General features: G+C 66.9%; 22 protein-coding genes. 4 read left to right on the top strand and 18 right to left on the bottom strand.

Annotated features, from left to right (window positions below):
* Nucleotides 1–2 precede the first annotated feature (2 nt).
* Nucleotides 3–1169 carry a low temperature requirement protein A gene (locus FHU39_RS10635; RefSeq protein ID WP_183320307.1) on the bottom strand — a complete coding sequence of 389 codons (1167 nt, stop codon included), beginning with the start codon at nucleotides 1167–1169 and terminating at the stop codon, nucleotides 3–5.
* A 161-nt stretch (nucleotides 1170–1330) separates the two neighbouring features.
* On the opposite strand from FHU39_RS10635, the gene FHU39_RS10640 reads away from it, so the two are divergent.
* On the top strand, nucleotides 1331–3697 hold the full coding sequence (locus FHU39_RS10640) for an ATP-binding cassette domain-containing protein (protein ID WP_183320308.1): 2367 nt from the start codon (nucleotides 1331–1333) through the stop codon (nucleotides 3695–3697).
* A 664-nt stretch (nucleotides 3698–4361) separates the two neighbouring features.
* Here FHU39_RS10640 and FHU39_RS10645 read toward each other — a convergent pair.
* Entirely contained in the window at nucleotides 4362–4976 is a 615-nt protein-coding gene (locus FHU39_RS10645; protein ID WP_183320309.1) for a recombinase family protein, read from the bottom strand.
* Nucleotides 4977–5131: 155 nt separating this feature from the next.
* Nucleotides 5132–6148 carry a hypothetical protein gene (locus tag FHU39_RS10650; protein WP_183320310.1) on the bottom strand — a complete coding sequence of 339 codons (1017 nt, stop codon included), beginning with the start codon at nucleotides 6146–6148 and terminating at the stop codon, nucleotides 5132–5134.
* A 224-nt stretch (nucleotides 6149–6372) separates the two neighbouring features.
* On the opposite strand from FHU39_RS10650, the gene FHU39_RS10655 reads away from it, so the two are divergent.
* Nucleotides 6373–6813: a hypothetical protein gene (locus FHU39_RS10655; protein ID WP_183320311.1), complete on the top strand. Its 441-nt coding sequence runs from the start codon at nucleotides 6373–6375 to the stop codon at nucleotides 6811–6813.
* 187 nt (nucleotides 6814–7000) lie between these two features.
* Here FHU39_RS10655 and FHU39_RS10660 read toward each other — a convergent pair whose 3' ends face one another.
* The 14 genes from FHU39_RS10660 to FHU39_RS10725 all read right to left on the bottom strand — a co-directional run bounded on the left by FHU39_RS10660 (nucleotide 7001) and on the right by FHU39_RS10725 (nucleotide 19245).
* Entirely contained in the window at nucleotides 7001–7207 is a 207-nt protein-coding gene (locus FHU39_RS10660) for a hypothetical protein (RefSeq protein ID WP_183320312.1), read from the bottom strand.
* A gap of 66 nt (nucleotides 7208–7273) precedes the next feature.
* Nucleotides 7274–10561, bottom strand: a complete 3288-nt coding sequence (locus FHU39_RS10665; RefSeq protein ID WP_183320313.1) for a LysM peptidoglycan-binding domain-containing protein — start codon at nucleotides 10559–10561, stop codon at nucleotides 7274–7276.
* Nucleotides 10558–11004, bottom strand: a complete 447-nt coding sequence (locus tag FHU39_RS10670) for a TadE/TadG family type IV pilus assembly protein (RefSeq protein WP_246336211.1) — start codon at nucleotides 11002–11004, stop codon at nucleotides 10558–10560. Before FHU39_RS10670 ends, FHU39_RS10665 begins: the two co-directional genes overlap by 4 nt.
* Entirely contained in the window at nucleotides 11001–11438 is a 438-nt protein-coding gene (locus FHU39_RS10675; RefSeq protein WP_183320314.1) for a TadE family protein, read from the bottom strand. The genes FHU39_RS10670 and FHU39_RS10675 overlap by 4 nt, the downstream gene beginning before the upstream one ends.
* Complete coding sequence (locus tag FHU39_RS10680; RefSeq protein WP_183320315.1) at nucleotides 11435–11857, bottom strand: TadE family protein; 423 nt, start codon at nucleotides 11855–11857, stop codon at nucleotides 11435–11437. The genes FHU39_RS10675 and FHU39_RS10680 overlap by 4 nt, the downstream gene beginning before the upstream one ends.
* Before the next feature lie 17 nt (nucleotides 11858–11874).
* On the bottom strand, nucleotides 11875–12084 hold the full coding sequence (locus FHU39_RS10685) for a hypothetical protein (protein WP_183320316.1): 210 nt from the start codon (nucleotides 12082–12084) through the stop codon (nucleotides 11875–11877).
* An 89-nt stretch (nucleotides 12085–12173) separates the two neighbouring features.
* Nucleotides 12174–13091, bottom strand: coding sequence for a type II secretion system F family protein (locus FHU39_RS10690; RefSeq protein ID WP_183320317.1), 918 nt, complete (start codon nucleotides 13089–13091; stop codon nucleotides 12174–12176).
* Nucleotides 13088–13957 carry a type II secretion system F family protein gene (locus tag FHU39_RS10695; protein WP_183320318.1) on the bottom strand — a complete coding sequence of 290 codons (870 nt, stop codon included), beginning with the start codon at nucleotides 13955–13957 and terminating at the stop codon, nucleotides 13088–13090. The genes FHU39_RS10690 and FHU39_RS10695 overlap by 4 nt, the downstream gene beginning before the upstream one ends.
* Nucleotides 13954–15576, bottom strand: coding sequence for a TadA family conjugal transfer-associated ATPase (locus FHU39_RS10700; protein WP_183320319.1), 1623 nt, complete (start codon nucleotides 15574–15576; stop codon nucleotides 13954–13956). The genes FHU39_RS10695 and FHU39_RS10700 overlap by 4 nt, the downstream gene beginning before the upstream one ends.
* Nucleotides 15573–16367, bottom strand: coding sequence for a hypothetical protein (locus tag FHU39_RS10705; protein ID WP_183320320.1), 795 nt, complete (start codon nucleotides 16365–16367; stop codon nucleotides 15573–15575). Before FHU39_RS10705 ends, FHU39_RS10700 begins: the two co-directional genes overlap by 4 nt.
* Nucleotides 16368–16370: 3 nt before the next feature.
* Nucleotides 16371–17084 (bottom strand): SAF domain-containing protein, encoded by a 714-nt coding sequence (locus FHU39_RS10710; RefSeq protein ID WP_221185229.1) that lies wholly within the window; start codon nucleotides 17082–17084, stop codon nucleotides 16371–16373.
* Nucleotides 17085–17127: 43 nt separating this feature from the next.
* The gene (locus FHU39_RS10715) at nucleotides 17128–17946 is read right to left on the bottom strand and encodes a hypothetical protein (RefSeq protein WP_183320321.1); all 819 of its coding nucleotides are present in this window, start codon (nucleotides 17944–17946) and stop codon (nucleotides 17128–17130) included.
* Nucleotides 17947–18053: 107 nt separating this feature from the next.
* Entirely contained in the window at nucleotides 18054–18650 is a 597-nt protein-coding gene (locus FHU39_RS10720) for a hypothetical protein (protein ID WP_183320322.1), read from the bottom strand.
* Nucleotides 18651–18837: 187 nt separating this feature from the next.
* Nucleotides 18838–19245, bottom strand: coding sequence for a hypothetical protein (locus FHU39_RS10725; protein WP_183320323.1), 408 nt, complete (start codon nucleotides 19243–19245; stop codon nucleotides 18838–18840).
* 167 nt (nucleotides 19246–19412) lie between these two features.
* Here FHU39_RS10725 and FHU39_RS10730 point away from each other — a divergent pair, with 167 nt between their 5' ends.
* Both FHU39_RS10730 and FHU39_RS10735 read left to right on the top strand, forming a co-directional pair.
* Nucleotides 19413–20189: an SDR family NAD(P)-dependent oxidoreductase gene (locus FHU39_RS10730; protein ID WP_183320324.1), complete on the top strand. Its 777-nt coding sequence runs from the start codon at nucleotides 19413–19415 to the stop codon at nucleotides 20187–20189.
* A 16-nt stretch (nucleotides 20190–20205) separates the two neighbouring features.
* A complete protein-coding gene (locus FHU39_RS10735; RefSeq protein ID WP_183320325.1) occupies nucleotides 20206–21207 on the top strand; it encodes a GAF domain-containing protein in 1002 nt (333 codons plus the stop codon).
* Here FHU39_RS10735 and FHU39_RS10740 read toward each other — a convergent pair.
* Entirely contained in the window at nucleotides 21204–21644 is a 441-nt protein-coding gene (locus FHU39_RS10740) for a helix-turn-helix domain-containing protein (RefSeq protein ID WP_183320326.1), read from the bottom strand. The two genes, FHU39_RS10735 and FHU39_RS10740, sit on opposite strands and share 4 nt — an antisense overlap.
* Nucleotides 21645–21780: the final 136 nt, after the last annotated feature.

A 21780-nucleotide genomic window follows, 5' to 3' on the forward strand; every position in this document is an offset into this window, starting at 1 on the left:
GATCAGGAGTCGTCGACCGGGCCGATCGCCGGGTGGTGCCAGAGTTCCCAGCTGGTGTGCAGCACGCAGACGAGGGTTAGCCCGGCGAGCGCCGCCAAAGCAGGCGCCACCATCGCGACCGGGATCAGCGAAGCAGCCCCCACTGCGGCCACCAGGCGACCGGTGGCGAGCTGGTGGTGATCGCGCCATCGGTAGGCGACGTCGCCGACGTAGAACATCGCGACGCCACCGGCCAGGGCGACGGCCGGCAACATGGGGGGTGGTTGCCCCGGTGCCGCGACTGCTTCGTGCACCCCGAGAGCGAAGAACACCACCCCGGCCACGAGCGGCAGATGCAGGTAGCTGTAGGAGTCGCGCGCGAGCCTTGACCGCTCCCGATCAGTGGTGCCGCGCAGCCGTCGTTCGGCACCGCCGCGCAGATAACCGAAGTAGGACCACCACAGACCGGCCGCGATCAGCACGGCGAGGAGGACGGCCGTCACCACACTCGGGCGCGGAAGAGCGGCTTCGGCGCCAGCGCCTACCCCGACGATCGCCTCACCCAGCGCGATGATGATGATCAGCCCGTGCCGCTCCACGAAGTAGGAAGGTGTCACGCTCCAACCGGTGGTCCCGACCAGGACCGGCCCCGACAGATCCATCACCGCGGCCACGATCCACAGCAACTCTCGTTCTGGCGTGTCGAAGAACGCCGCGGCCACCAGCACTGCCGGGCCGGCGAGCAGGGTGGGGACCAGTCGCAGCGCGGCCGAACCCACGTCCGCCTCGCCCCGCACGTCAAGAGCCAGCAGCACGACGTGGATCAGTCGGACCGCCAGGAATGCAAGCGCAAAGACCAGCGCCCGCGCGCCGAACGCCTGCGGCAGCGCGACCGCGGCCATCAGCATGGCCGCCATCGCGAGAAAGAGCAGCAGGCGAGGCTCGGGTCCGTCGTGGTCGGAAGTGTTCGTCAGCCAGGCGTAGCAGGCCCACGCCCACCACACAGCAGCGAGCGCCAGAATCCCGCGGCCGAACCCCGCCCAGGAGATGTCCGCGAGCATCAGGACAGTGACCTGCGACATCGCGTAGACGAAGACCAGGTCGAAGAACAACTCCAGCGTTCCGACCGACCGATCTGCTGTGTCGTCGGCTGCTTGCTCATCCGCATTGCCGAGATCATCGTCACGCATACGGTGCTCCTCACCCACTCGCCGACCTTGATGCTCGCGTACGCCAACTCACAGTGGGCTTCGGAGGGCGGGCCCAGTTCGCCGTGGGAGTCTCAAGCACTCTTCGGGGAACGCGATACTTCGTTGTAGAGCAAACCGAGAGCGACCGACAGGGGCAGCACGTGACCACCGATGCGACCGATGGCTTTGTGCGTCTCCGCGGTGCCAATGAGAACAACCTGCGCAACATTGACGTGGACATTCCTCGCAACGTGATGGTGGCGTTCACCGGGATCTCTGGTTCGGGGAAGTCGTCGCTGGCCTTCGGAACGCTGTACGCCGAGGCGCAGCGCCGCTACTTCGAGTCGGTCGCGCCCTACGCGCGCCGGCTGCTGCAGCAGGTCGGTGCCCCGCACGTCCAAGAGATCACCGGCCTGCCGCCTGCGGTCGCACTTCAGCAGCGCCGGGGCGCGGCCACCTCACGCTCGTCGGTCGGCACCATCACCACGCTGTCCAACCTGCTGCGGATCCTCTACTCGCGGGCCGGCGATTACCCGGCTGGTGCCGATCACCTCGCGGCCGAGGCGTTCTCGCCCAACACCAGCGCGGGCGCGTGCCCGCGCTGCCACGGCCTGGGCGTCGTCCACGACGTCACCGAGGAGCTGCTTGTCCCGGACCCGTCACTGAGCATCCGTGAAGGGGCGATCGCCGCCTGGCCGGGCGCGTGGCAGGGCGCCAACCTGCGCAGCATCGTGATGGGGCTCGGCATCGACGTCGACAAGCCGTGGCACAGTCTCAGGAAGCGGGACCGCGACTGGCTGCTGTTCACCGACGAGCAGCCCTCGGTGCTCATCGAGCCGGAACCAGGTCGCGTCGACCACGGCTACTACGGGAAGTTCTGGAGCGCGCGCAGCCACGTCATGCACGTGCTGGCCGACTCCACGAGCGAGCGGATGCGCGAGCGGGCCATGCGGTTCGTGGAGGAAGCGCCCTGCCCGGACTGCCAGGGCAGTGGACTACGGCCCGAGGCCCTCGCGGTGACCTTTCTCGGGCGTTCGATCGCCGAGGTCAACGACCTGCCCTTCACAGCGCTGGTGGCTCTGCTGCGTCCGGTCGCTGAGCGGCCCGCGGGTGCCGACGAGGTCGCGGCGCGGATCTGCACTGACCTGGTCACGCGCGTCGAGGTGCTCCTCGATCTGCGCCTGGGTTATCTCAGCCTGGGACGGAGCTCGACGACGCTGTCGCCCGGAGAGGCGCAGCGCCTGCGGATCGCCACCCAGCTGCGCTCGGGCCTGTTCGGAGTCGTCTACGTCCTGGACGAGCCCTTCGCCGGCCTGCACCCGGCCGACGCGGAGCCGCTGCTGGATGTCCTGGACCGCCTCAAGGCGTCCGGCAACACACTGTTCGTCGTGGAGCACGACCTCGACGTCGTACGACGAGCAGATTGGGTCGTCGATATCGGCCCGGGTGCGGGCGAGGCCGGAGGTCGAGTGCTTCACAGCGGCCCGGTCGCGGGCCTGGAGGACGTGACTGAGTCGGTCACCAGCGCCTACCTGTTCGGTCGCGCTGAGCGGCTCGTGCACGATGCGCGGGCCCCGCAGGGCTGGCTGCGACTGACCGGCGCACATCGCCACAACCTGCGCGACCTGTCTGTCGACATCCCGCTGTGCGTGCTGACCACCGTCACCGGGGTGTCCGGGTCCGGCAAGTCGACCCTGGTCACCCAGGTCCTGGCCGAGGACCCGACTGCTCGTGAGTCGTTTGACCGACTGCTATTGGTCGATCAGCGCCCGATCGGCCGGACGCCGCGGTCCAACCTCGCGACCTACACGGGGATGTTCGATGCCGTGCGGAAGTTGTACGCCGCCACGGACGCGGCCCGGGCCCGCGGCTACGGCGCCGGCCGCTTCTCCTTCAACGTCGCCGGGGGCCGCTGCGAGACCTGTCAGGGCGAGGGATTCGTCTCCGTCGAGCTACTGTTCCTGCCTGGCACCTACGCTCCCTGCCCGACGTGCCACGGCGATCGCTACAACCCCGAGACGCTCCAGATCACCTACCGCGGCAAGAGCATCGCGGAGGTCCTCGACCTGTCCGTCGACGACGCCGCCACGTTCCTGGCCGACGTACCGGCCGCCGCACGCAGCCTCCAGACGCTTCGCGAGGTGGGTCTGGGCTACCTGCGACTTGGACAGCCGGCGACCGAGCTCAGCGGCGGGGAGGCACAGCGCATCAAGCTCGCCACCGAGCTCCAGCGCGCTCACCGCGGCCATGCCCTCTACCTGCTCGACGAGCCGACCTCCGGACTCCACCCCGCAGACATCGCTCTGCTGCTGCGCCAGCTGCACCGGCTCGTCGACGCCGGCAACACGGTGGTCCTCGTCGAGCACGACCTCGACGCGATCGCCACCGCGGACTGGGTCATCGATCTCGGTCCGGGCGGAGGAGATGCCGGCGGTCGGGTTGTCGCGACCGGCACGCCGGCCGACATCGCGAGGGCCGAGGGCAGCGCGACCGCGCCCTACCTCTCGCGGCGGCTCGAGCAGACATGAGCTGGGTGCGGGCGGCCGGTGTGCCGTCAGGCTGCCGCGCGGGCGCGGAGGCATCACGCCAAGAAGAATCCGTACATGTCATGAAAGATGAAGGCATGACTGTGTATCTCGCTTGGACCTCGGAGGACCTGCCTGACCTGGAGGGGCCGTGGCACGAGGCTCGGCTTGTGGCGCCCGGGCTGGTCGCCGTGGACAGCACCGAATCGCTGTCAGCGGTCTATCACGCCATCAAGTGGTCCCTGGAGGGTGAGGCTTCGCTGATCGTGGTCCCCGTGCACCAGACGCCCAAGTCGCGGGGCATAGCTGCTGGCACCACTAGGTGGTTGCGTGAGCGGACTGCAAGGCAACCGCCCGGTGCGAACATCCGGGGCCTCACGTCATCCGATTGAGCTGTCCGGGCTCCCAGACCACGAGGGCTGCCAGGTTGGTTCTCCCACCTCAGGGAACGAGGATTCACGTAGGTGGGTGATGAACACGGGAAGATTGAGACCGGTGAGCGGCGCCCGCAACCGGGAAGGCCCCGCGCGGACTCCCCTGCCCCGGGGACGCCGCCCGATCAGCGAACGGCCGTCGGGACGCCGCACTCGCTGGCTGGCTCCCAGAGGGCTTCGCTTGTCGGCGTCCCGCGTGGGTGTCGGCTACGGGACGCCGACGTCAGGTGAGGTCAGCGACGCGCCGATGCGTCTGCGACTCCTGCCTTGGCTGCCAGCCGCTGGCGCTGGATCGCGCGGTAGACGGTGGACCGGCCAACGCCGAAGAGCTCGGCGACCTCAAGGGTGCTGTACTCGCCGCTGTGCACCAGCGAGACCAGGTGCGCTTCCTGCTTGCGGCTGAGCTTCGGTTGCTTGCCCTTTAGCCGGCCCTTGGCCTTCGCGACCTTCATTCCCTCCACCGTGCGCAGCCGGATCAGGTCAGACTCGAACTCGGCCACCATCGCGAGAACGTTGAACAGCAGTTTGCCGACCGCGTCGGTCGGGTCGTAGACCGAGCCTCCCAGGCTGAGGCTAATCTCCCGCGCGGTGAGTTCGTCGGCGATCGCTCGAGCATCCGGTAGCGAGCGCGCGAGCCGATCGAGCTTAGTGACCACGAGCGTGTCGCCCGCGCGGCACGCAGCCAGAGCCTCCCGTAGCCGGGGACGCTCGCGGTTGGTGCCCGTCAGGCCATGGTCGACGTAGATGCGCTCGGCCTCGACGCCAAGGGCGAGGAGACCATCACGCTGAGCGGTGAGGTCTTGCTGATCGGTAGAGCATCGGGCGTACCCGACAAGCAGGGCGCTCATTGCGCACCTCCAGGGTGGGCCCGGTCGAGCCACGGGATGTGACCGACTCGGGCAACGGGCAGAGCCCGACCCTTCAGCAAGCGCCTCGCGAGATCTCGCGACAACCAACCCCCCGAATACCGATGGCAACGCTGGTTAGGGACGCGCCCGAGGTGCTACTTCATCCGTTCAGCGAGCTGAGTGAAGAAGTTCTGAACCATCGCCGCGCTGTTCTGCTTCTGGGTGAGCTCGTAGCCGCCGAAGCGGTAGACCTCGTACCCGGCCAGTCGGAGGCGGCGGTCCTCGGCGACCATCTCGGAGTACAGCGCTGGGTTGGCCTGGTCTCCCTGGGCGTAGTGCTGCTTGCCGTCCACTTCGATGACCACCCGCTGGCGGTCGCTGAACAGCAGGAGGAAGTCCAATCGCTGACGAGCAAGCGGCAGGCCGCTGGACAGGCCCCGTCGGGTGCGCTGATCGTAGGGGTCGTAGTGCAGGTAGACCTGCGGGATGAGCGCCGGGATGTCGTACGAGGCCTTGTAGCGGCCGGCGTAGGCCTCAAAGACCACCCTTTCCGCCTCGCTATCCAACGATGCCGCCAGACGCCGATGCAGCTCGTGGCCGACGGCTCGGTCATCGAACAGAGTCTCGGGAAGTCCTTCACGAGCCCGCCACCACCGGATGAGGTGGGAGAACCGCATGCCTTCTGCGGGGATGGGCTGCTCGTAGACCAGGCAGTGCTCGGCGTTCGCAACGATCTCGATGTCGTTGCTCACGGCGTCTTGCAGCACGATGTCGGGCTTGGGTCCGTTCGCGGCGAAGATGAGGTTCTTCGTCGGCCCCTCGACCCCGCCGCCTCGGTCGTAGGCGTCGATGTAGCGGCGCAGATCAACCAGGTAGGTCTCCGAGATCTCGACCTCAGCGTCCAGCCGACGGGCGAACGCCACGAGCTGGGGAAGCGGCCAGGGATGGATGTAGCCGTCGATGAGCGCTCGCTTGGTGTCGGCCTCGGACGGGTCGCAGGCGTCGTTGGTCCAGGTGAGTTGGAGTTCCTCGGCAAGCACCAGCTCCAGGTTCGTCCTGGTGAAGGAGTAGATAAGCGCGTCCTCGATGGCCGCCCGGAGCGTGCGTGTGGACACTTTGGCCGGGCCCGACTCGGGGTTCACCGCCGAGGAACCAGTCGGGAAGAAACTCACGAGAGCAGTCTCGCCGTTCCGGACCCTCACGGGAGGCAGGACGGCGCACTGGGTGCGTCGTGACCTACTTCCGAGGCGGGCGCGTCAGTTGCGGAACACCGTCGTCATTGGCCGATCGAGGACCGGATCCGCAGTAACAGCGGCGGGCCGCGGCCGTTAGCAGGAGACTTGCGATATCGATGGCGGGCGACGCCAGGTCGATGGCACTACTCGGGGGGAGTCGAATGGGGAGATTCACTGCGGCGGCGCGGCGTTACGGGCAGCCGGGTGCGGCATCGTGCACCGCGGTCGCCGCGATCATGCTGATATCTGGATGCGGCTCGCCGCCCGAGACCGCCTGCGCGCCAGAGTGGGCAACAACCGGCAAGGTCACGATTCTGATCACCGACCATTCCGACGCGCTGGGCTGGCTCACGGCGCATGTCTGTATCCATCACGGGTGCCGCAGCGCTCCGGTGAAGTCCTCGGGCGGCGCTCACATTTCCGGCGCGGAGATAACCGACACCCCTCCGCTATCCGCAACGGTTTACGTCACCGACAGCGCCGGCAAGGTCGTGATTCCCAGACACACGGTGACACTTAAGCCGAGCGAACACACCACTCCGCTTGATAGCTGCTCCGAACTCGAGATCTATCGGGCAACCGCGAGCGTGCCGTCTGGCTGAACGGCTTGCCTTCTCGTTCCAGGAAGCAAGCGTGCCCGATAGCCGTTCCACATCCGGTGACGCTGCACGCCACAGCCCAATCCCGCCGTGAGCGGACGATCGTCGTCCCGCAGGGGCCGTCCGGCTCCGCAACCGGGACGGGGGGCGTCTTGCGGCACCGACAGACTTGATCCCGACGGCGGCTTGCCTAATGAATGATCCCCATGATGCGAACGCGCTGCTGCCGCCCGTCGCCGTCGGCGCGGAACGTGCCACCGTCGACCGGAGCGATGGCCAAGACATCGACTCGGGCATTCGTCGGTACGTTCCTTCGCGTCGTCGAAGAACCTTCCGCACCTGCCGACTGCTGGCAGCCCGCTACGACCATCATCACGATCCCGGCGAGGGCGATCACCCGTCCGATTGTCATCGGCGACCGTCACTCTCGGCGTCGACCAGCACTGTCAGGTGTGGGATGCCATCAGCTGGCGGCCCGGTCTGGGTTGAGCCACTCGTGGTTACGAATGATCGTCTCGGTCCGCTCGGAGAGCTCTACGGGTGCCCCACCATCTTCTGACCGGTTGCAGACTTCGTCGCGCAGGATCCGCTCGGCGTCGGCTCGGTGGCCTTCGGCCTCGAACACGGCAACCAGGTCGAGCTTGGCGATTTCGGAGTCGGGCGCGACGGCGGTAGCGATCTCGGCGGCCGCCCGGGCACGGACAAGATCTCCGGATTCCAAGCAGGCCGTCGTGACCATGTGCGCGACGTCGACGATGGCGGCGTTCATGTGGTGATCGATCCGGTCGCCGCCCGCCAGCCACTCTCCGCCGCCGGGGCGCATCTGGTCGAAGGGGCGCCCGTCAACCAGTTGGAGGGCGCGCAGTAGATCGGCGATTCCCTCGCCTCCGCAGCGGGCCTCTCCTCGAGCGCGCAGCCTGCGGAACAGGTCGATGTCGACCAGGATGTCCTCCACCTGGTACACCCCGATTCCCTGGCATTTGGCCGCTGCGGATTCGCGCGCGTTGGGCAGGTGCTTGTTGCCGGTGCATGGGTTCACTCCCAGCCAATCGCGCACCATCTTGATGTCGCTACGGGCCCGGCCTTCGGTGAGGTTGAACGCATCGGCGAGTTGCGCCGGTGTCGCACCGTAGGGCCGGGTTGCCAGGTACGCGAGCAGCTCGGTGGCGTATGGCTTGCGCTTGGCCACGGCCACGGCGGAGCCGTGCGTTCGTGCCCGGATCGGCCCGAGCAGAGTTAGTCGTGGCAGCGGGCATTCGTCGTTGAACCAGGCGGTGACGTCGTCATCGAGGGTTGGGTCGGCCGCCTCTATGTCTGCTCGGACCTTGGCCGGGACTTGCGGGGCCAGAGCTTTCAGGTCCTCTTTGGTCGTCGCGGCCGCAGCGACGTAGTCGGCGTCCTCGGCAGCCAGCACGCTCTCGGTCGTCTCGTCGTCGCGGTCCTCGCGTGGCTTGGTGTGTTCTTCGCGCAGCGCGCCGGCCTCATTGGTGAACGACCGCCACCCGTCGGTGGCGTCCAGGTCGACCGGGATCTCGATGTCGTCGAGGAGCTCGCTGTTCGCGAACAGTGTGGCGCAGCCCTTGGCCTCGTCGGCGGTGAGTCCGACGGCTACCAGGTCCAGACCGGCGCGCGGCATCGTCAGCCGCCCGGTGGAGCTGAGGTTGAGTACGGTTCCAGTCGGGGGTTCTTCGCTCTGCGTGGCTGACACGACGATCGCGGTGCCGGTCTTTCCGCTGTGCTGCTCGACCAGGTCGAGCAGCTGGTCGACGACCTTCCGATCCGCAGTCCGGTCGGCGTCAACCAGCAGAAGCCGGGCGGGCCACACATCGTCGTCGGTTTTGCTGCCGCGGCCGGTTGCCACGTCGACCTGTTGCGCTTCGGCGCGGTCGATCATCGCCACTGCATCGGCGACGGCCTCGGCGACGGCCTCGGCGGCAGCGTCACCGGACGCGTCGTGGTAGCGGACCCGCTCGGGGTTCAACCCGGCGACTTCGGTGGCAACGCCGATGCAGTCGACCGTGACGCCGGCCGACCACGGGTTCAGCGCGAGTTCTGCCGCGAGATACCGGGCGAAGTCGTGCGCGTAGGTGGCGTCTCCGGTCAGGTTGATCGCGGCGAGGTCCTCGCAGTTGAGCAGCCACACGTGGTCGTCGTCGCTGGAACCGATGGTGACCAGGAGCGGGTAGGGCGCCGGCTGGTCCTGGTCCAGGTCGGCGGGCACACCGGCAAGGCCCTCAGCCGGGCACACCCAGTGCAGCTGATCGTCGGTGCCTTCCCATGGCTCGGGCAGGGAGCTCGGGCTGCTCAGGTGCAGCACGATCTGTGTGGTGCCGAGTTCAACCGCGGCGACCGGTGGAAGCGCCAGCCCGGCGTCTGTGGCGTGGGCCGCCAGACTCCGCAGCAGCGTGTCCATCTGCTCGACTGCGAGGGCCAACGTCGCACCGACAGCGGTGATGGTCTTCTCGACCGGTGCCAGCTCGGGCTCCGGTACGGCGATCGTTCGCCCCGGACGGCGGGCTCGGAACTGGGTGCGACGACGCCGGCGCAGCGTGAGCCACGCCGACCCCGCCAGGATCGCGCCGGCGCCTGTGAGCCCGGTCAGCATCCAGGGCGCGCTGCTCGCATGCTGTTGGTCCAGCTGGACGTCGTGCGGCACGGTCTGCTCTTCCGCGGACTGTGCCGGCGTCGGCGTGCTGTGTGTTTGCGACGGCGCTGGGGTTTCGTGCGTGGCCTTCGGCGCGGGCGCCCGTTGGGTAGGAGCAGGAACCGCAGGTGGTGTCGCCGGGGCACTGTGTTTCGGCGCACTGCGTTTCGGTGCGGGCGCACGCTTTGGCGTCGGGTGTTTGGTGATCGCCGGCTTGACGCGGTCGCTGCTCGTCGAGCCCGGGATGACCAGCGTCCATCCAGTGCCCATGTGGTTGGGGTTGGTCAGGTGGGTGCCGCCCGGCTGCACGATCGCCTTCGAGGCCGCTTCGATCTCGGGGTATCGGTTGGCGTCGCCGAGCTGCTTCTGCGCGATCCCGGACAAGGTTTGCCCGGCCTGCACGGTCACGGTGTGCTCGCCGGTTGACGTCTGCCCCGCGGGTGCCGGCAGGTGGAGGGTCCAGCCGGGTTTCAAGAAGCCTGGCTTGTTGCCCAGCACGTCGTGATTCAACGCGGCGATCTCGGTGTATCGCTCGCCCGAACCCAAGTGGTCTCGGGCGATGGACCACAGAGTTTCTCCGGGCTGCACCGTGTGTTTGACCGCGTGGGTGGCTGCCAGTTTGGTGGCCTGCTGGCCGTGGCTCGTGTCCTTGGTCTCCGGGGCGGACTTGCTGCCGGGGTGGGCGATAGAGGAGGCCGTCACGTTCTGCGACGCGGGCAGCGGGACGGCGTTGGCCAGCTGAGCGGTGACGGGCGAGGCAGTGAACAGCAGGATGGCCATGCCGACCATGCCCTTGGCGGCCGACTGCGGCATGTGCAGACCGGGCAGCTGCGGTGCTCGGACTCCTCTGGCGCGGGCGAAGATCTCCAGCACGAGCGATACCGTGAGGAACGCCCATGCCACCCAGGCGATGACTTTGACGGCTGACAGGGCGAGGGTGCCGTCGTCGGGGTTGGTCAACGCGGTCTTGATGCCGTCGAGCGTCGGCACCGACAGGTGCGCCGGGTTGGCTCCCACGGCAAGCAGCACCAGGGGCAGCCCGATGATGATGCCCAGGACCAGCAAGGTGGCGAACAGCCCGGCGAGCCGGGCGCGGATGCCTCTCATCGGGCTACTCCATTCTGCGCGCGGATCAGACGCGCGCTGCTGTGGCCGGTGACGTGCAGGCTCCCGATCCCCATGACCGACAGGAACTTGGTCTGGTAGTTCTGCGAGGTCGTCACCACCAAGGTGTCGTTGCTCGTAACCGCAACCGTGCCGTCTACTCCGGCCGATGCCAGGTAGCTGCGGGCAGCGGCTGCCGCTGCGTTGGTGTCGATCTGGGCGCCCTGGCCTTCGACAGCGGGCCCGCCGAGGACCTGCTCGCCGCCTGCACGTGCGGCCTGGCCAGCTACATCCCGGGCGCGTTGCTGAGCGGCGACCTGCCCGCCGAGGTCGACGGCCAGCCCGACGAGCACGATCATCACGAAGGCCGCCGCGGCCATGAAGATGGTTACCGAACCGCGTTCGCGGTCGAGTTCCTGATGCTGCTTCTTGCCGTTCTGCATCATCGCTCCCGGTATGTGTCGAGCGGGCTGGTCATCGTCTCGGTGATGGTCATCGACCCCGGAACACCAGGCACGGACACGTCCGACAGGTCGACAGTGCAGCGAACCGTCGCCCGGATGGTGGCCGGTGTCCCCACGGGAGCGGTAAAACCGGAGGCGTCGACGTCGACGTGTTGCGAGATGCAGTGCAGGCCTTGTGATGTCAGGCTTGCCGCCGCACCACTGGCGCCGCTGCCTTGCGCGGCTCCTTCGGTCCGTTCCAGTGTTGCTGTCCGGGCGGCTTCGGCCGCTGCTGACTGCACCGCCTGGTGCGCCATGGCGACCCGGCCACCGAAGATCACCAGCAGCACGAAGAGCATGAACGCTGGCACTGCGATGGCGGCCTCGATGGCGGCCGAGCCCTCCTCCGGGTCGCGACGGTTGCGTGGCCAGCTCATCGGGTGAGCCTTTCCACCGGGACCGTGGCGCTTTGGTGCACCGTGATGGTCCAGCCAGGGATGATGCTCATCGAGGTGCCACTGACGGTGACCGTTGCCCGGTTTCCGGAGCGGCCGCCGCTGACGTGGACGCCGGCGAGGACATCGCTGCCACCGGCGTCGCTGACGAAAGAGGCAGCATCGCTGATCCCGGCCGCCGCGGTCCCGTTCTGCGCACCGGCGGTGCGTGCCCCCTCTTGTGCCGCGGCGATCGCGACGGACCGTGCATGGAACCAGAGTGCGGCTTGCATGCCCAGGAACATCACAGTGAAGAGCGCAGGCAGGAGCACGATCATCTGGATGGAGCTCGAGCCGCGTTCGTGTTCCGCCCCGACTCGGTGGACGAGTCGGGTGCGGAACAGCGTGACGATCCTGGTCATTGGTCTGTCCGGTCCGTCTACTTGATGTCGCCGGACTTGCTGCGGACGTAGGCGGTAATGGCTGCCACGGCGATGCCGGCGATCACGATCACGGCAACCGCCCAGACGACGGACTCGATCGAGACCGAGCCCTCCTCCCGGTTGTCACGCATGGTGGTGCGGGCATGGTCGAGGCTGTTCTGCATGCGTGCGCCGAGAGTGTGCATGGCGGCGATGAGCTGAATCATGGTTGTGCCTTTCTTCTAGTTAGTGGCCGGTGGCCCGGTTGGTGACGGTTCAGTTCGGTTGGTCTGGTGTGGCGGGGAAATAGGTCCGATCAACTGCCACCTCCGACTACTCGCAGCAGCGCCGGCGCGATCAGCAGAGCCATGAAGATCACCCCGAGCAAGCTCATGGGGATGCTCATCCGTTCGCCGACTTCGTTGGCCTTGGCGAGTTCGGAGTTGAGCATCGCGGTCCGCATCGAGGCCGATCGGGCGCGCAGCTGGGTGTAGATCTGGGTGCCTTCTTCCCCGGACAGCCGCATGATGTCGGCCAGGTCCTCCAGTTCGGTCAAGCCGAGCTCGTGCCCCAGCGCCCGGATGGCTTCCCAGGGCGCCTCGCCTGACCATCGTGATCGGGTGAGTTCTTCGCTGAGCCTGCGGAACACCCAGCTGTCGCCGACACCCGCCGCAACTTCCATCGCCTGCCGGGCCCCCGACCCTGAGTTGCGTTCCAGCGCAACAAGATCGATGTATGCACCCAGCGCCCGGTTGAATTCGTCGCGGGCCTTCTTGGCGTCGTCGCGTGCGTTGTAGTCGGGCAGGAAGAACATCACCCCGGCGAACACGAGCGTCGCGACGACCGGGATGACGAACGGCAGCCGCAGTCCGATCACCGCGAAGAAGCTCGTCAACAACGGCGGGACGACCAGGCCGAAGAGGGCGAACAGCACCTTCTCGCCGTAGAAGCGCGTCAGCGGAATCCGCAGCAGCGCCAGCTCCCTGTGTGGGGTGCGGGCCCACGCGCCGGGCGGGAACGTCTTGAGCGCCCACTGCCCGACCCGCTCACGCGTGTCCGCCGGCTGCGCGGTCGTCTCGGCACGATCACGGACGCGACGCGGCTGGTCCGGGGACAGACGTCCCAGGGCGTCCCCGAGGTCAGGTTGAGCAGGCACCAGCCGCCACACCAGCAACGCAATGCCGAGGCCAATGAATCCACCACCGACCAGCGCCAGTTGCAGTCCCGTGATCATGCTTTCCCTCCCCCAGTCTGCATCCCGATGAAGCGAGGGAGAGCTGCGCCGCGGGTCATCGTGCGCATCCAGATCAAGGTGGCGACGTAGGCGCTCAACAGCACGACCAGCAGCACCTGACCCAAGGGTGATCCGTACGGCGCGACGTAGCGTCCCGTGAGTGCCAGGAACGCCAGCACCCCGACGGTGATCAAGGTGATCCAGCGGGCTGTCGCGCGAGGCTTGGCGCGGTCGGCCTCGATCTGCCGGCGGGCCCGCACATCGGCAGCCACCGACTCGGCCAGTGATTCCAACACGTTGGCCAGGCCACGCCCGCGGCGCCGAGCCCCGAGAATCAGGTTGGCGGCCACCAAGTCGCCGGTGGCGTCGTCGAGGTCCTCGGCGAATGCCCGCAGGGCGTCTTCAGTACCCCACCGGGCACCGAGGCGAGCGACCAGCCGGGTCACCTCCGGGCGTATGGCGTCCGGCGTCGACCGCAACGTTGCGATCAATGCCTGCTCGAGGCCGACACCGGCCGTGAGCACCCCGGACAGTGATCGGGTCCACTCCTCCATCGCTTCGAGCCGCTCGATTTCGGAAGCCGCTCGAGGTGCAGTCAGCAGCATCGGAAGTCCGACGATGATCGCGGGCACCGCGAGGATCGCGATGAACCATCCCGTGACGACCGCCACGATGAGACCTGCACCAGCCCCGACCAGCAATAGCACCCGGGTTCTAGGGGAGATTTGACCCAGCCGTGCCACCAAGGGGAGGTGCGTCCAGGCTGGTGCAGGTGGCTTCTCCGGCGCGGGCCGCACACCCAGCACAGCGCCCAGCACGCCGGCCACGATGAGCGCACCGGCCAGGCCAGGGACCAGGGCGGTCATGAGCTTTCGCCTCCATGGATCCGGCGCTCGTTCTCGAAGGCGCGAGTATCGAATCCGTGCTCTTCCAACACCCCTCGGATGTGTTCCGGCAACACGCTGGCGACCGCCGGCCCGCCAAATTTCGGCCGGAACACATGCTGGGTCGCATACCCGGTGGCTTCCTCCCCAGGCTCGACCGAGACGATCTCAGAGATCCATCGCTGCGGCCGCTTTTCCTGGTCGGTCCCCTCCTGGGCACCGGGCTGGTAGTGCAGCTGCACGATCAGGTCGATGTGTCCGGCCACCGCGCTCACCGCGTACCCGTCGGAGATGTGCGCACCTGCTTCCATCGCGCAGGTAACCAGCTTCCTGATCGCGGCTTTCGCGTTGGCCGCGTGGGTGGTGCTGATGGACCCGGCGGTCGACTGCATCGCTTTGATCATCGACAGGATCTCCGGGCCACGGACCTCGCCCACGATCGTGCGTCCGAGCATGAACCGGAAGCTGTCGATGAGCAGCTCGTCGAGGGTCACTTCGCCGGCCTGCCGGCCGTTGATGCCCACCTCCCCCGACCCCGGACGCGACTCGAAAGCGATGACCCGCTTGTGCCGGGGCATCTCATCCAGGAAGAGCTCGTACTCCGTCTCGAAGGTGCCGATCTTCTCCCAGGGATCGATCGACGCACACAATCCGCGCACCATGGTTGTCTTTCCTGCGCCCTGCGGGCCGGCGACGATGATGTTGAGGCGGGCCTTGACGGCTGCTTCGAGGAAATCGGCTTGCAGGTCGCTGAGCATCCCGGTCGCGGCCAACTCACGCAGGTCCGTATCGCGCACGCGGTGCCTGCGGATCACCACCGTCGGCCGGTTGGTGCTCCAGCAGGCTGCGGCAAGCCGCGCTCCTCCAGGCAGGTTGATGTGCAGCCGGGGTTGCGCCTCGGAGAAGGGTCGCCCGCTGCCGGATTTGCTGCCGAGGAACGTGAGGAACTCGATCAGCTCCTCGTCGCTCTCTGCGACCGGTGGGCCCTGTTCGATCCGGCCGTCGCTGTGCAGCAACAGCACGTGATCGTGACCATAGGCCTCGATGTTCTCCACGGTCTCGTCGTCGACCAGCGGCTGGAAACGGCCCAGCCGGAAGAGCGCGTTGAAGATCGCCTCAGCCATGTCGTCCTGCTGTTCCAGGGACCACGACTGGCGCCCGGCCGAGACAGCCTCAGCGGCCTCGCTCTCCAGCAGCTCAAGGATGATCGAGCGGCCGAGTTCCTCCTGGGCTTGCTCATCGAGCGTGCGGTCCTTGCCGATCGCTGCACTGAGCTGTTCTGATGCCTGGCTCCGGAATGCCGCGACCAGCCCCCAGTCGATGCCGTCGTGCGCGTTCGCGCCGGTCTTGCGTCGTCGTGCCGATCTGCCTGCTTGACGCCCTCGACCGGCATCGGTCGAGTCATCATCCGATCGTGGTTGGTCGACTGCGTGAATGTAGCCGGGGCGGTCATGCGACTCCTCTCCCAGCGAGAACGATGACCGCACCCGGCCGGTCTTCGGCTTATCCGTGTCCGCGCCGTCGTCGCCGGCGAACAGCGGCAAGGAGGTGGGGTCTGTCGGGTCATCCGGATCGGACACCCAGGGGTTCGACTGGGTCATGCGGGGTTCCCTACATTCTTGGTGACCTCAAGGTCGGCGCGGTTGCTTTCGATCGCTGCCTGGATCGCTGCCCCGGTCGCGCGCAAGCCGCGCACCAGGCCGGAGTTGTCGAACTTGCGCGGTCGGTTAGCGCCGGTGGAGAACACGGAGGCGCCAGCGGTATCCCACGGAACGCTCTCTACGACGGGCAGTCCGAGGACCTTGCGAACTTCTCGCGCGCCGTATGGCTGCCCCTCCCCGATCAGCAGGGTGCCCAGCCGGGGCAAAGAACCGATCTTCTCGAACTCCTCGCGCAGTGACTCGGCCCAGGACCTGGCACCCGATAGCGCCGGCAGGGTTGTCCGCATCGTCAGCAACGCCAGATCTGCGCCCATCATCAAGGGCCCCGGCGCGCCTTCCGGGCCGAGTCGGCCCGCGTCGACGATGACGTCCTGACCGTTGCGCTCCAGCCCGCGTAGTGCGCTCGTGAGGGGGCCCCACAACGTCGTCAGGCTGCGCGCTTGAGCGTGGCTGCGGACCCCGGGAAGCAGCAGCGCGTTCGAACCCGGGATGGGCACCATCTGAGACCACAGGGACTGCGCCAGGTTGCCTTCGCGGTGCGCCACCGCCAAGTCGATGAGACCGCCAGAGTGGGCGACCTCACCGTGGAAGTAGCCCGCCAGGAGTCCACTGCCGCCAGTCGGGTCTGCCTCGACCAGCACAGCTGGACGGGGCCAGGTCAGCGTCAGGCCAAGGGCAGTAGCCGTCACGCCGGGCGATCCCGAGGCTGAGGTGAGAACGATGATCGCCATGGCTCAGTGTTCTCGCGAGTCCAGGACGAGAGCGACCTTTCCAGTGGCAGCCATCGATGCCACGTCGGGCGCCTGGTCCTTGGGGACCAACACGTCCACCACTTTCTGCCCGTTCGAGCCGCCGTTCGAGACCCCGACCACGATCGCGGCGACGTCCGTGGGTGTCGAGTCGGCCTTGTACTGCCCCTGCTGGCCAGGTGTCAGCACGATCCGGACATCGTCGCCGTTCTCCAGCCCGTTGGCCGGAAGAGCACCGGGCGCCAGGCTGATCCCGACCTCGCTCTCGCCTGCACCCGGCACCACGCTCGAGGTGATCTCGTCACCGGTGACCAGCCCGCCGGCGGCGATGTCCATCGCCGCGCGTTTTCCGACCACATTGTTCAGTTCGGATGCTGGCAGCGGCTTCAGCCCGGGGTCCACTCCCACGCGGACGATCATCACGTCACCACGAGTGATCACCTCGCCACGGTGCACCGTCGATCGCACCGCGAGGACTTCCTTCGCGGAGTTCATCGACGTGAAAGCCATCACGCCCAGCAACGCTCCCAAACAGACCGCAGCCACCGATGCGGCGATAAGCAGTGGTCGCCGGCGCATCTTCGGCGGCGGCGCCACGGTGTCACTCGAGGCCGCGGGTCCGATCGCGTCCTCGGGATCCTTCTTCCCCCGGTCGCGGCGGCGTGCGCTGCGCTGCTCGTCTGTTGGTGCAATTGCCATGGCTGCTGTCTCCCCAGTCAGTCCGTGTTCCGTTGGATACCGCTCACTGCGTGAGCACTTGGGCCTCGCCGATTCGAATGGTCGTTCTGCGGGCCGTGGTGACCGGGATCGTGCCGGTCTGACCGATGCCAGACCAGGTGATCGTCCAGTAGCTCGTCGCCGTCACCGTGTAGCTGCCCTGCTTGGTGTATTCGTTGTGCCCGCACGTCGGGGACTTCGCCTTGCCTGTCGCTGCGGTGTACGGCGTGCCCGGACCATCGCAGGTGATGGTCTGACCGTCGCCCATGTTCCACACGACCCGGTCGACCTTGCCGATCGCTGTCACGGTGTATCCGGCTGCGGAGGCGCTCTTGGTGATCGGCCCGAAAGTATTCGGAGTCGGATTCTTCACCCACATCCATTGCGGCAGCCCGACCAGCCCGACCTTGCCCGGCTCGTTACCCGGGACGATCCCGATCGTGATCGCCTTCAACTGCATGGCGGCCACCGCTTCGCGCGCCAACTGCACCGGGTCAGGCGGTGCCTTCGGCCCATCCGGCTGCGTCGCAGACCAGAAGAAGAACCGCGACGTAATCAGGTCGCATTGGTAGATCGTGCCGTCTTTGTGCCCCTGCCACGCGGGGTCAGACTTCGCCGGTTGCGGCTTGGCAACGCTCACGTAGCACTGCTTCGACGGCGACCACCACGCATCGCCCTTGGAGCACGGAACTTCCTTGCCAGTCACGCTGCTCTCGCACTTTCCCTTCCCCTTTTTGGGCGGCTTCTTGCCTGGCGGGGTAGGCGTCGGCGGACCTGGGTTCGGCGGCTGCGTCGGTGGAACCACGACGCGGATCACGCAGGTCTGTGAGGTGGGATCCCACACGCTCCCAGGCGGGCACTTCACTCCCCCGGCAGCGTGCGCAGCTGGGGTCGCGAGTCCGACGAACGCAACCAAGACTCCAGCTGCAAGTGCACCGGCACGTGTGCGCGTCAGCATGTCCCGAGGACCTTCTCTGTGGTCACGTACCACTTGGACGTCTTGGGATCCTGCGTGACGCCATACCCGTAGTTCACGCGGTGAGGCGCACCTGACGGTTTCGACACAGGCTTGCCGGACTTCTTCACCAAGTGGAAGTTGGTTCCGTCAAGGCACGCATTCACGCGATAAGTCGCGGGATCGGAGGTGCTCGACGCCACCGGGTGCAGAACCCGGAAGGAGCCCTTTCCTGTTTCGCCCCGCTGCCGTTCGGCACCGATGTTGTACTGCCATTGCGCGAGCTGCTGGCCGCGCGCGACGAGATCCAAACTGGTCAAGTCGCCCTTCGGGTTGGCCTCGAGGGCGTCGACCTTCTTCCAAAACGCAACCACCGCCGCGATGGCCGCTGCCTTCTTCTTCGCCAATGGGTCAGTGCTCGTTGTTGTGGACGACCTAGCCGGCTTCGGAGGGGGCATTGACGACTTGGTGCCGGGAGACGGCGTTGCGGTAGTCGATGGCGCCTTGCCGCCGTCGCTACTCCCACACGCAGAGGCCAACAGCACGCTCCCCATTGCCAGGGTCGCGCCTGCCATCCGCATCGCCTTCGTCATGTCGGTCTCCTTGTTGTCTCGTCTGCCAGAAGGTCCGTTTGAGGGGTCCTGGCGGTCACGTTGGCTCAAATCGATGCACTTACACTAGTGCATTATGACTTTTGGAAGGTGCTCGTCCACAACCTCGTGTCGCTCTTGCGCCACCAGAGCCTCCCTTCCGCGCGGCATCATGGGTTCCGCCGCCTCTTCACCCTGCCTGAGCACGATGCGCCGGCCGTCGAATAGTCACCCGGGATGCGTGCCGAAGACGCTCGGCCAGCACCTCGGCGTGCTCCGCCGCAAGGATCAGGTCGTTCCACTCGTGGAGTTCTGCGTCGGACGCGGGCCCCAACCGCAGTTCGAAGGTTTCGCCCTCGCGCCGCCACGTTCGGGCGAGTTGCGTGAGCTGGTCCGCAAGATCAGGCTGCAACGGCACCGCCACGCAGACCTGGTCGTCGTCGCTGCGAACCACCAAGACGTCGTCCACGGCGATCTGCCGCAGAACCTGGATGACGATGTGCGGGTAGCAGCCTGCCCACCGTGGAATGCGGATGGCGTCCTGGATTGCTGATGCAGCGCCCTCCCCCTGGAGTGCGCGCCAGCTGCTCGACGGCATGCTCTAGTCCCTCCGGCGCCTTCCCCGAGAGGGGAACGCCGTGCTATGCAGTGCCCGTGAGGCACCACTTTTTTAGCTCAGGACTCCGGCCGAAACATCAGGCGCAGAGCCGATCTCACCTGCGTGAGCGGCAGCGAAATTTTACTCCGCACAGGTTCGATCGCGCTATGCGCGCAGAGCCTCGTAGTGCCCTCATCACCGGCGCGAGCGGGGGCATCGGCAGCGCCATTGCGCGATGTCTCGCCGGCACCTATGAGTCCTTGATTCTCGTTGACACAGATAGGAATTCGCTCGATGTACTAGCCGCAGAGCTGCCGTGTCAAGCAGTGGTCGCGCCGTTGGACGTCACGGCCACGGACTACCGACACGACCTCGCAAATTGGGTTGAAAAAGCACCGGCTCTTGACTGTGTCTTTACCTTCGCGGGCGTTATGCATACGGGAACGGTGCGCCAGAGCACCTTCGAGGACTTGGTGCGAGTCATCGACATAAACCTGATCGGCACCATCGCCACCGTGCACGCATGCCTGCCGTACCTCGAACGTGGCTCCAGCATCGTGACCGCGTCCAGCGCGATCGAAAGCATCGCGGTCCCCCGGCACGCGTCTTATGTCGCAAGTAAGGCGGGTGTCTATGGGTTTACCCGCACCCTGGCCAACGAGCTGGATCAGGAAGGCGCTGGGGTCCGCGTCAGTACAGCTCTCATCGGCGGCGTGCATACCGACATCCTGCGCAACGGCAGCTTCGCCGAGAACGAGAATCCAACGGAACGGGTGGCCAGCTTCGACCGCCGTGTCGCACGGTCGTCGGCTGACGACATCGCTCGCGCTGTCGTGCGCGGCCAGCAACGCGGCTCGCGCATCATTTACGCCGGGCCGGATTCCCGGGTTGCGGCGCTGCTTGCGCGCGCCGCTGGTCGTTACACTCGACTTCCGCGTATCTGACGTTGGGGGTGCAGCGATGTCCGGGCCTGAATGGTGTCTTGTCGAGACGTTCGGCCTCAAGCCACCGACGCTGGTCGGCCTTGGCTCCAGGCCGCGGAGCATGGTGCCGTTGGACAAGTTTTTTGCCCGTAGCCGGACGTCCCTGGCCATGGCGCACAGGGCTCTCGAGCACGTCACTGCGGCCGCGCAGCCATACGATGTGACCACTTCCGCCGGCCGCCGGTGTCTGGCTCATCCGCTCAGCGCCTACGACGGCCAGGTGAACGGCGCCTGGCTATGGCTGGGAGGCCCGGGCGACGCTGGGCCAGCCGTCCCACATGACATCGCCGGCGCGTGGTATTTCAATCTCAGCAGCTTCGAAGTGGCCGGATCCGATGAGCTGCTCGACCTGTACCGCCAACCCATGGAGCAGCGGCGCACCAAGCGAGCCATGGGTGAGGCCTTCACTCGACTTACTGCCGGACCGGATGCCTCCGAAGCGTTGGCCAAGATCGTGCAGTCCGTGCCCGGCACCGAACACCAGGCAATCTGGACAGTCGTCTGCGACGACGGCGCTCGGCGCGCAGCCCATTTTTCCTGCCGGGCGTTGGCGCACGATACCCAGGACGGCCCACAGATCGTCCTACACGGCATCACCCACGACATCGGCCCCGCGGACGACGTCCCGCAGGCACCGCACCTCGCGGTCCTTGAGCGTCGAGTTCTGGACGCTGCCGCCGAATCGGGCACTCATCGCGCGATAGTCGATGTCCGCACCGGCCGCATCATCCAGTGGGTCGATTCACCGCCCTCGTCGATCGACTGGGCCGTGCCGGGCATCGACATCTTCCATCCAGACGATGCCGAAGTGGTGCACAATCTCAACCGCCTGGTCGACGGCGCGGTCACACGGTCGATCCGCCTGCGAGGCACTGATACAGAGTGGACGGCCGTCAACGTGACCAGCCAACCGATGCTGCTGGACAACTCGACGACAGCCGCGCTCTGGACGATCGACATGAACTCTTCGGGCAGCTAAACCTCGCGCCGCCGCCGAGACTCTTCTAGCGCGTCACGTAATACCTTCAGGCGGACGTCGAGCACACGGGCCAGCGGCGTCAGTTCCGCGTCAGCCGGCATCCTACTGAAGGCCCCTGCCTCCCACCGGATATATGTCGCGGCCGCCAAGTGCGCGCGACGCGCAGTCTCTCGCGAGCCGTAGCCGGCCTCCAGCCGCAGCAGCCGCAAATCGGCTGGCCCGTCGGCATCCGCAAGTAGGTCCGCAATCCGGACCCCGAGAACCTTCGCGAGCTTGCTGAGGATCGCCGGCGTCGGCGTGGACGTACCCAGCTCCCAGCGGGACACCCGCTCTCCCCCAGCAACGCCAATCCGGTTGGCCAGCTGATGCTGGGTCAAACCAGCGTTCACCCGTGCGTCACGCAGCGCTTCCGCACGAAATGGTGAATGACCGGACACGATGGGATCGTATTCGTTTGGTGCGCCCTTGCACTGGTTGGGTTGTCACTCGTTGGTTGGACCGGTGACCGCTGCGCCTATGGGCCGAGGTATTCGGCGCGATGCGAGTAGCCATTGACGGTCCACGAGGCCGTCG

The sequence above is a fragment of the Flexivirga oryzae genome (assembly GCF_014190805.1).
Classification (GTDB): Bacteria; Actinomycetota; Actinomycetes; order Actinomycetales; family Dermatophilaceae; genus Flexivirga; species Flexivirga oryzae.

Excerpts from the sequence above, each read along its gene's own strand:
- FHU39_RS10635 (WP_183320307.1), bottom strand. The coding sequence starts at position 1,169 with ATGCGTGACGATGATCTCGGCAATGCGGATGAGCAAGCAGCCGACGAC.
- FHU39_RS10645 (WP_183320309.1), bottom strand. The coding sequence starts at position 4,976 with ATGAGCGCCCTGCTTGTCGGGTACGCCCGATGCTCTACCGATCAGCAA.
- FHU39_RS10655 (WP_183320311.1), top strand. The coding sequence starts at position 6,373 with ATGGGGAGATTCACTGCGGCGGCGCGGCGTTACGGGCAGCCGGGTGCG.
- FHU39_RS10665 (WP_183320313.1), bottom strand. The coding sequence starts at position 10,561 with ATGAGAGGCATCCGCGCCCGGCTCGCCGGGCTGTTCGCCACCTTGCTG.
- FHU39_RS10670 (WP_246336211.1), bottom strand. The coding sequence starts at position 11,004 with ATGATGCAGAACGGCAAGAAGCAGCATCAGGAACTCGACCGCGAACGC.
- FHU39_RS10675 (WP_183320314.1), bottom strand. The coding sequence starts at position 11,438 with ATGAGCTGGCCACGCAACCGTCGCGACCCGGAGGAGGGCTCGGCCGCC.
- FHU39_RS10680 (WP_183320315.1), bottom strand. The coding sequence starts at position 11,857 with ATGACCAGGATCGTCACGCTGTTCCGCACCCGACTCGTCCACCGAGTC.
- FHU39_RS10685 (WP_183320316.1), bottom strand. The coding sequence starts at position 12,084 with ATGATTCAGCTCATCGCCGCCATGCACACTCTCGGCGCACGCATGCAG.
- FHU39_RS10690 (WP_183320317.1), bottom strand. The coding sequence starts at position 13,091 with ATGATCACGGGACTGCAACTGGCGCTGGTCGGTGGTGGATTCATTGGC.
- FHU39_RS10695 (WP_183320318.1), bottom strand. The coding sequence starts at position 13,957 with ATGACCGCCCTGGTCCCTGGCCTGGCCGGTGCGCTCATCGTGGCCGGC.
- FHU39_RS10700 (WP_183320319.1), bottom strand. The coding sequence starts at position 15,576 with ATGACCCAGTCGAACCCCTGGGTGTCCGATCCGGATGACCCGACAGAC.
- FHU39_RS10705 (WP_183320320.1), bottom strand. The coding sequence starts at position 16,367 with ATGGCGATCATCGTTCTCACCTCAGCCTCGGGATCGCCCGGCGTGACG.
- FHU39_RS10710 (WP_221185229.1), bottom strand. The coding sequence starts at position 17,084 with ATGGCAATTGCACCAACAGACGAGCAGCGCAGCGCACGCCGCCGCGAC.
- FHU39_RS10720 (WP_183320322.1), bottom strand. The coding sequence starts at position 18,650 with ATGACGAAGGCGATGCGGATGGCAGGCGCGACCCTGGCAATGGGGAGC.
- FHU39_RS10725 (WP_183320323.1), bottom strand. The coding sequence starts at position 19,245 with ATGCCGTCGAGCAGCTGGCGCGCACTCCAGGGGGAGGGCGCTGCATCA.
- FHU39_RS10730 (WP_183320324.1), top strand. The coding sequence starts at position 19,413 with ATGCGCGCAGAGCCTCGTAGTGCCCTCATCACCGGCGCGAGCGGGGGC.
- FHU39_RS10735 (WP_183320325.1), top strand. The coding sequence starts at position 20,206 with ATGTCCGGGCCTGAATGGTGTCTTGTCGAGACGTTCGGCCTCAAGCCA.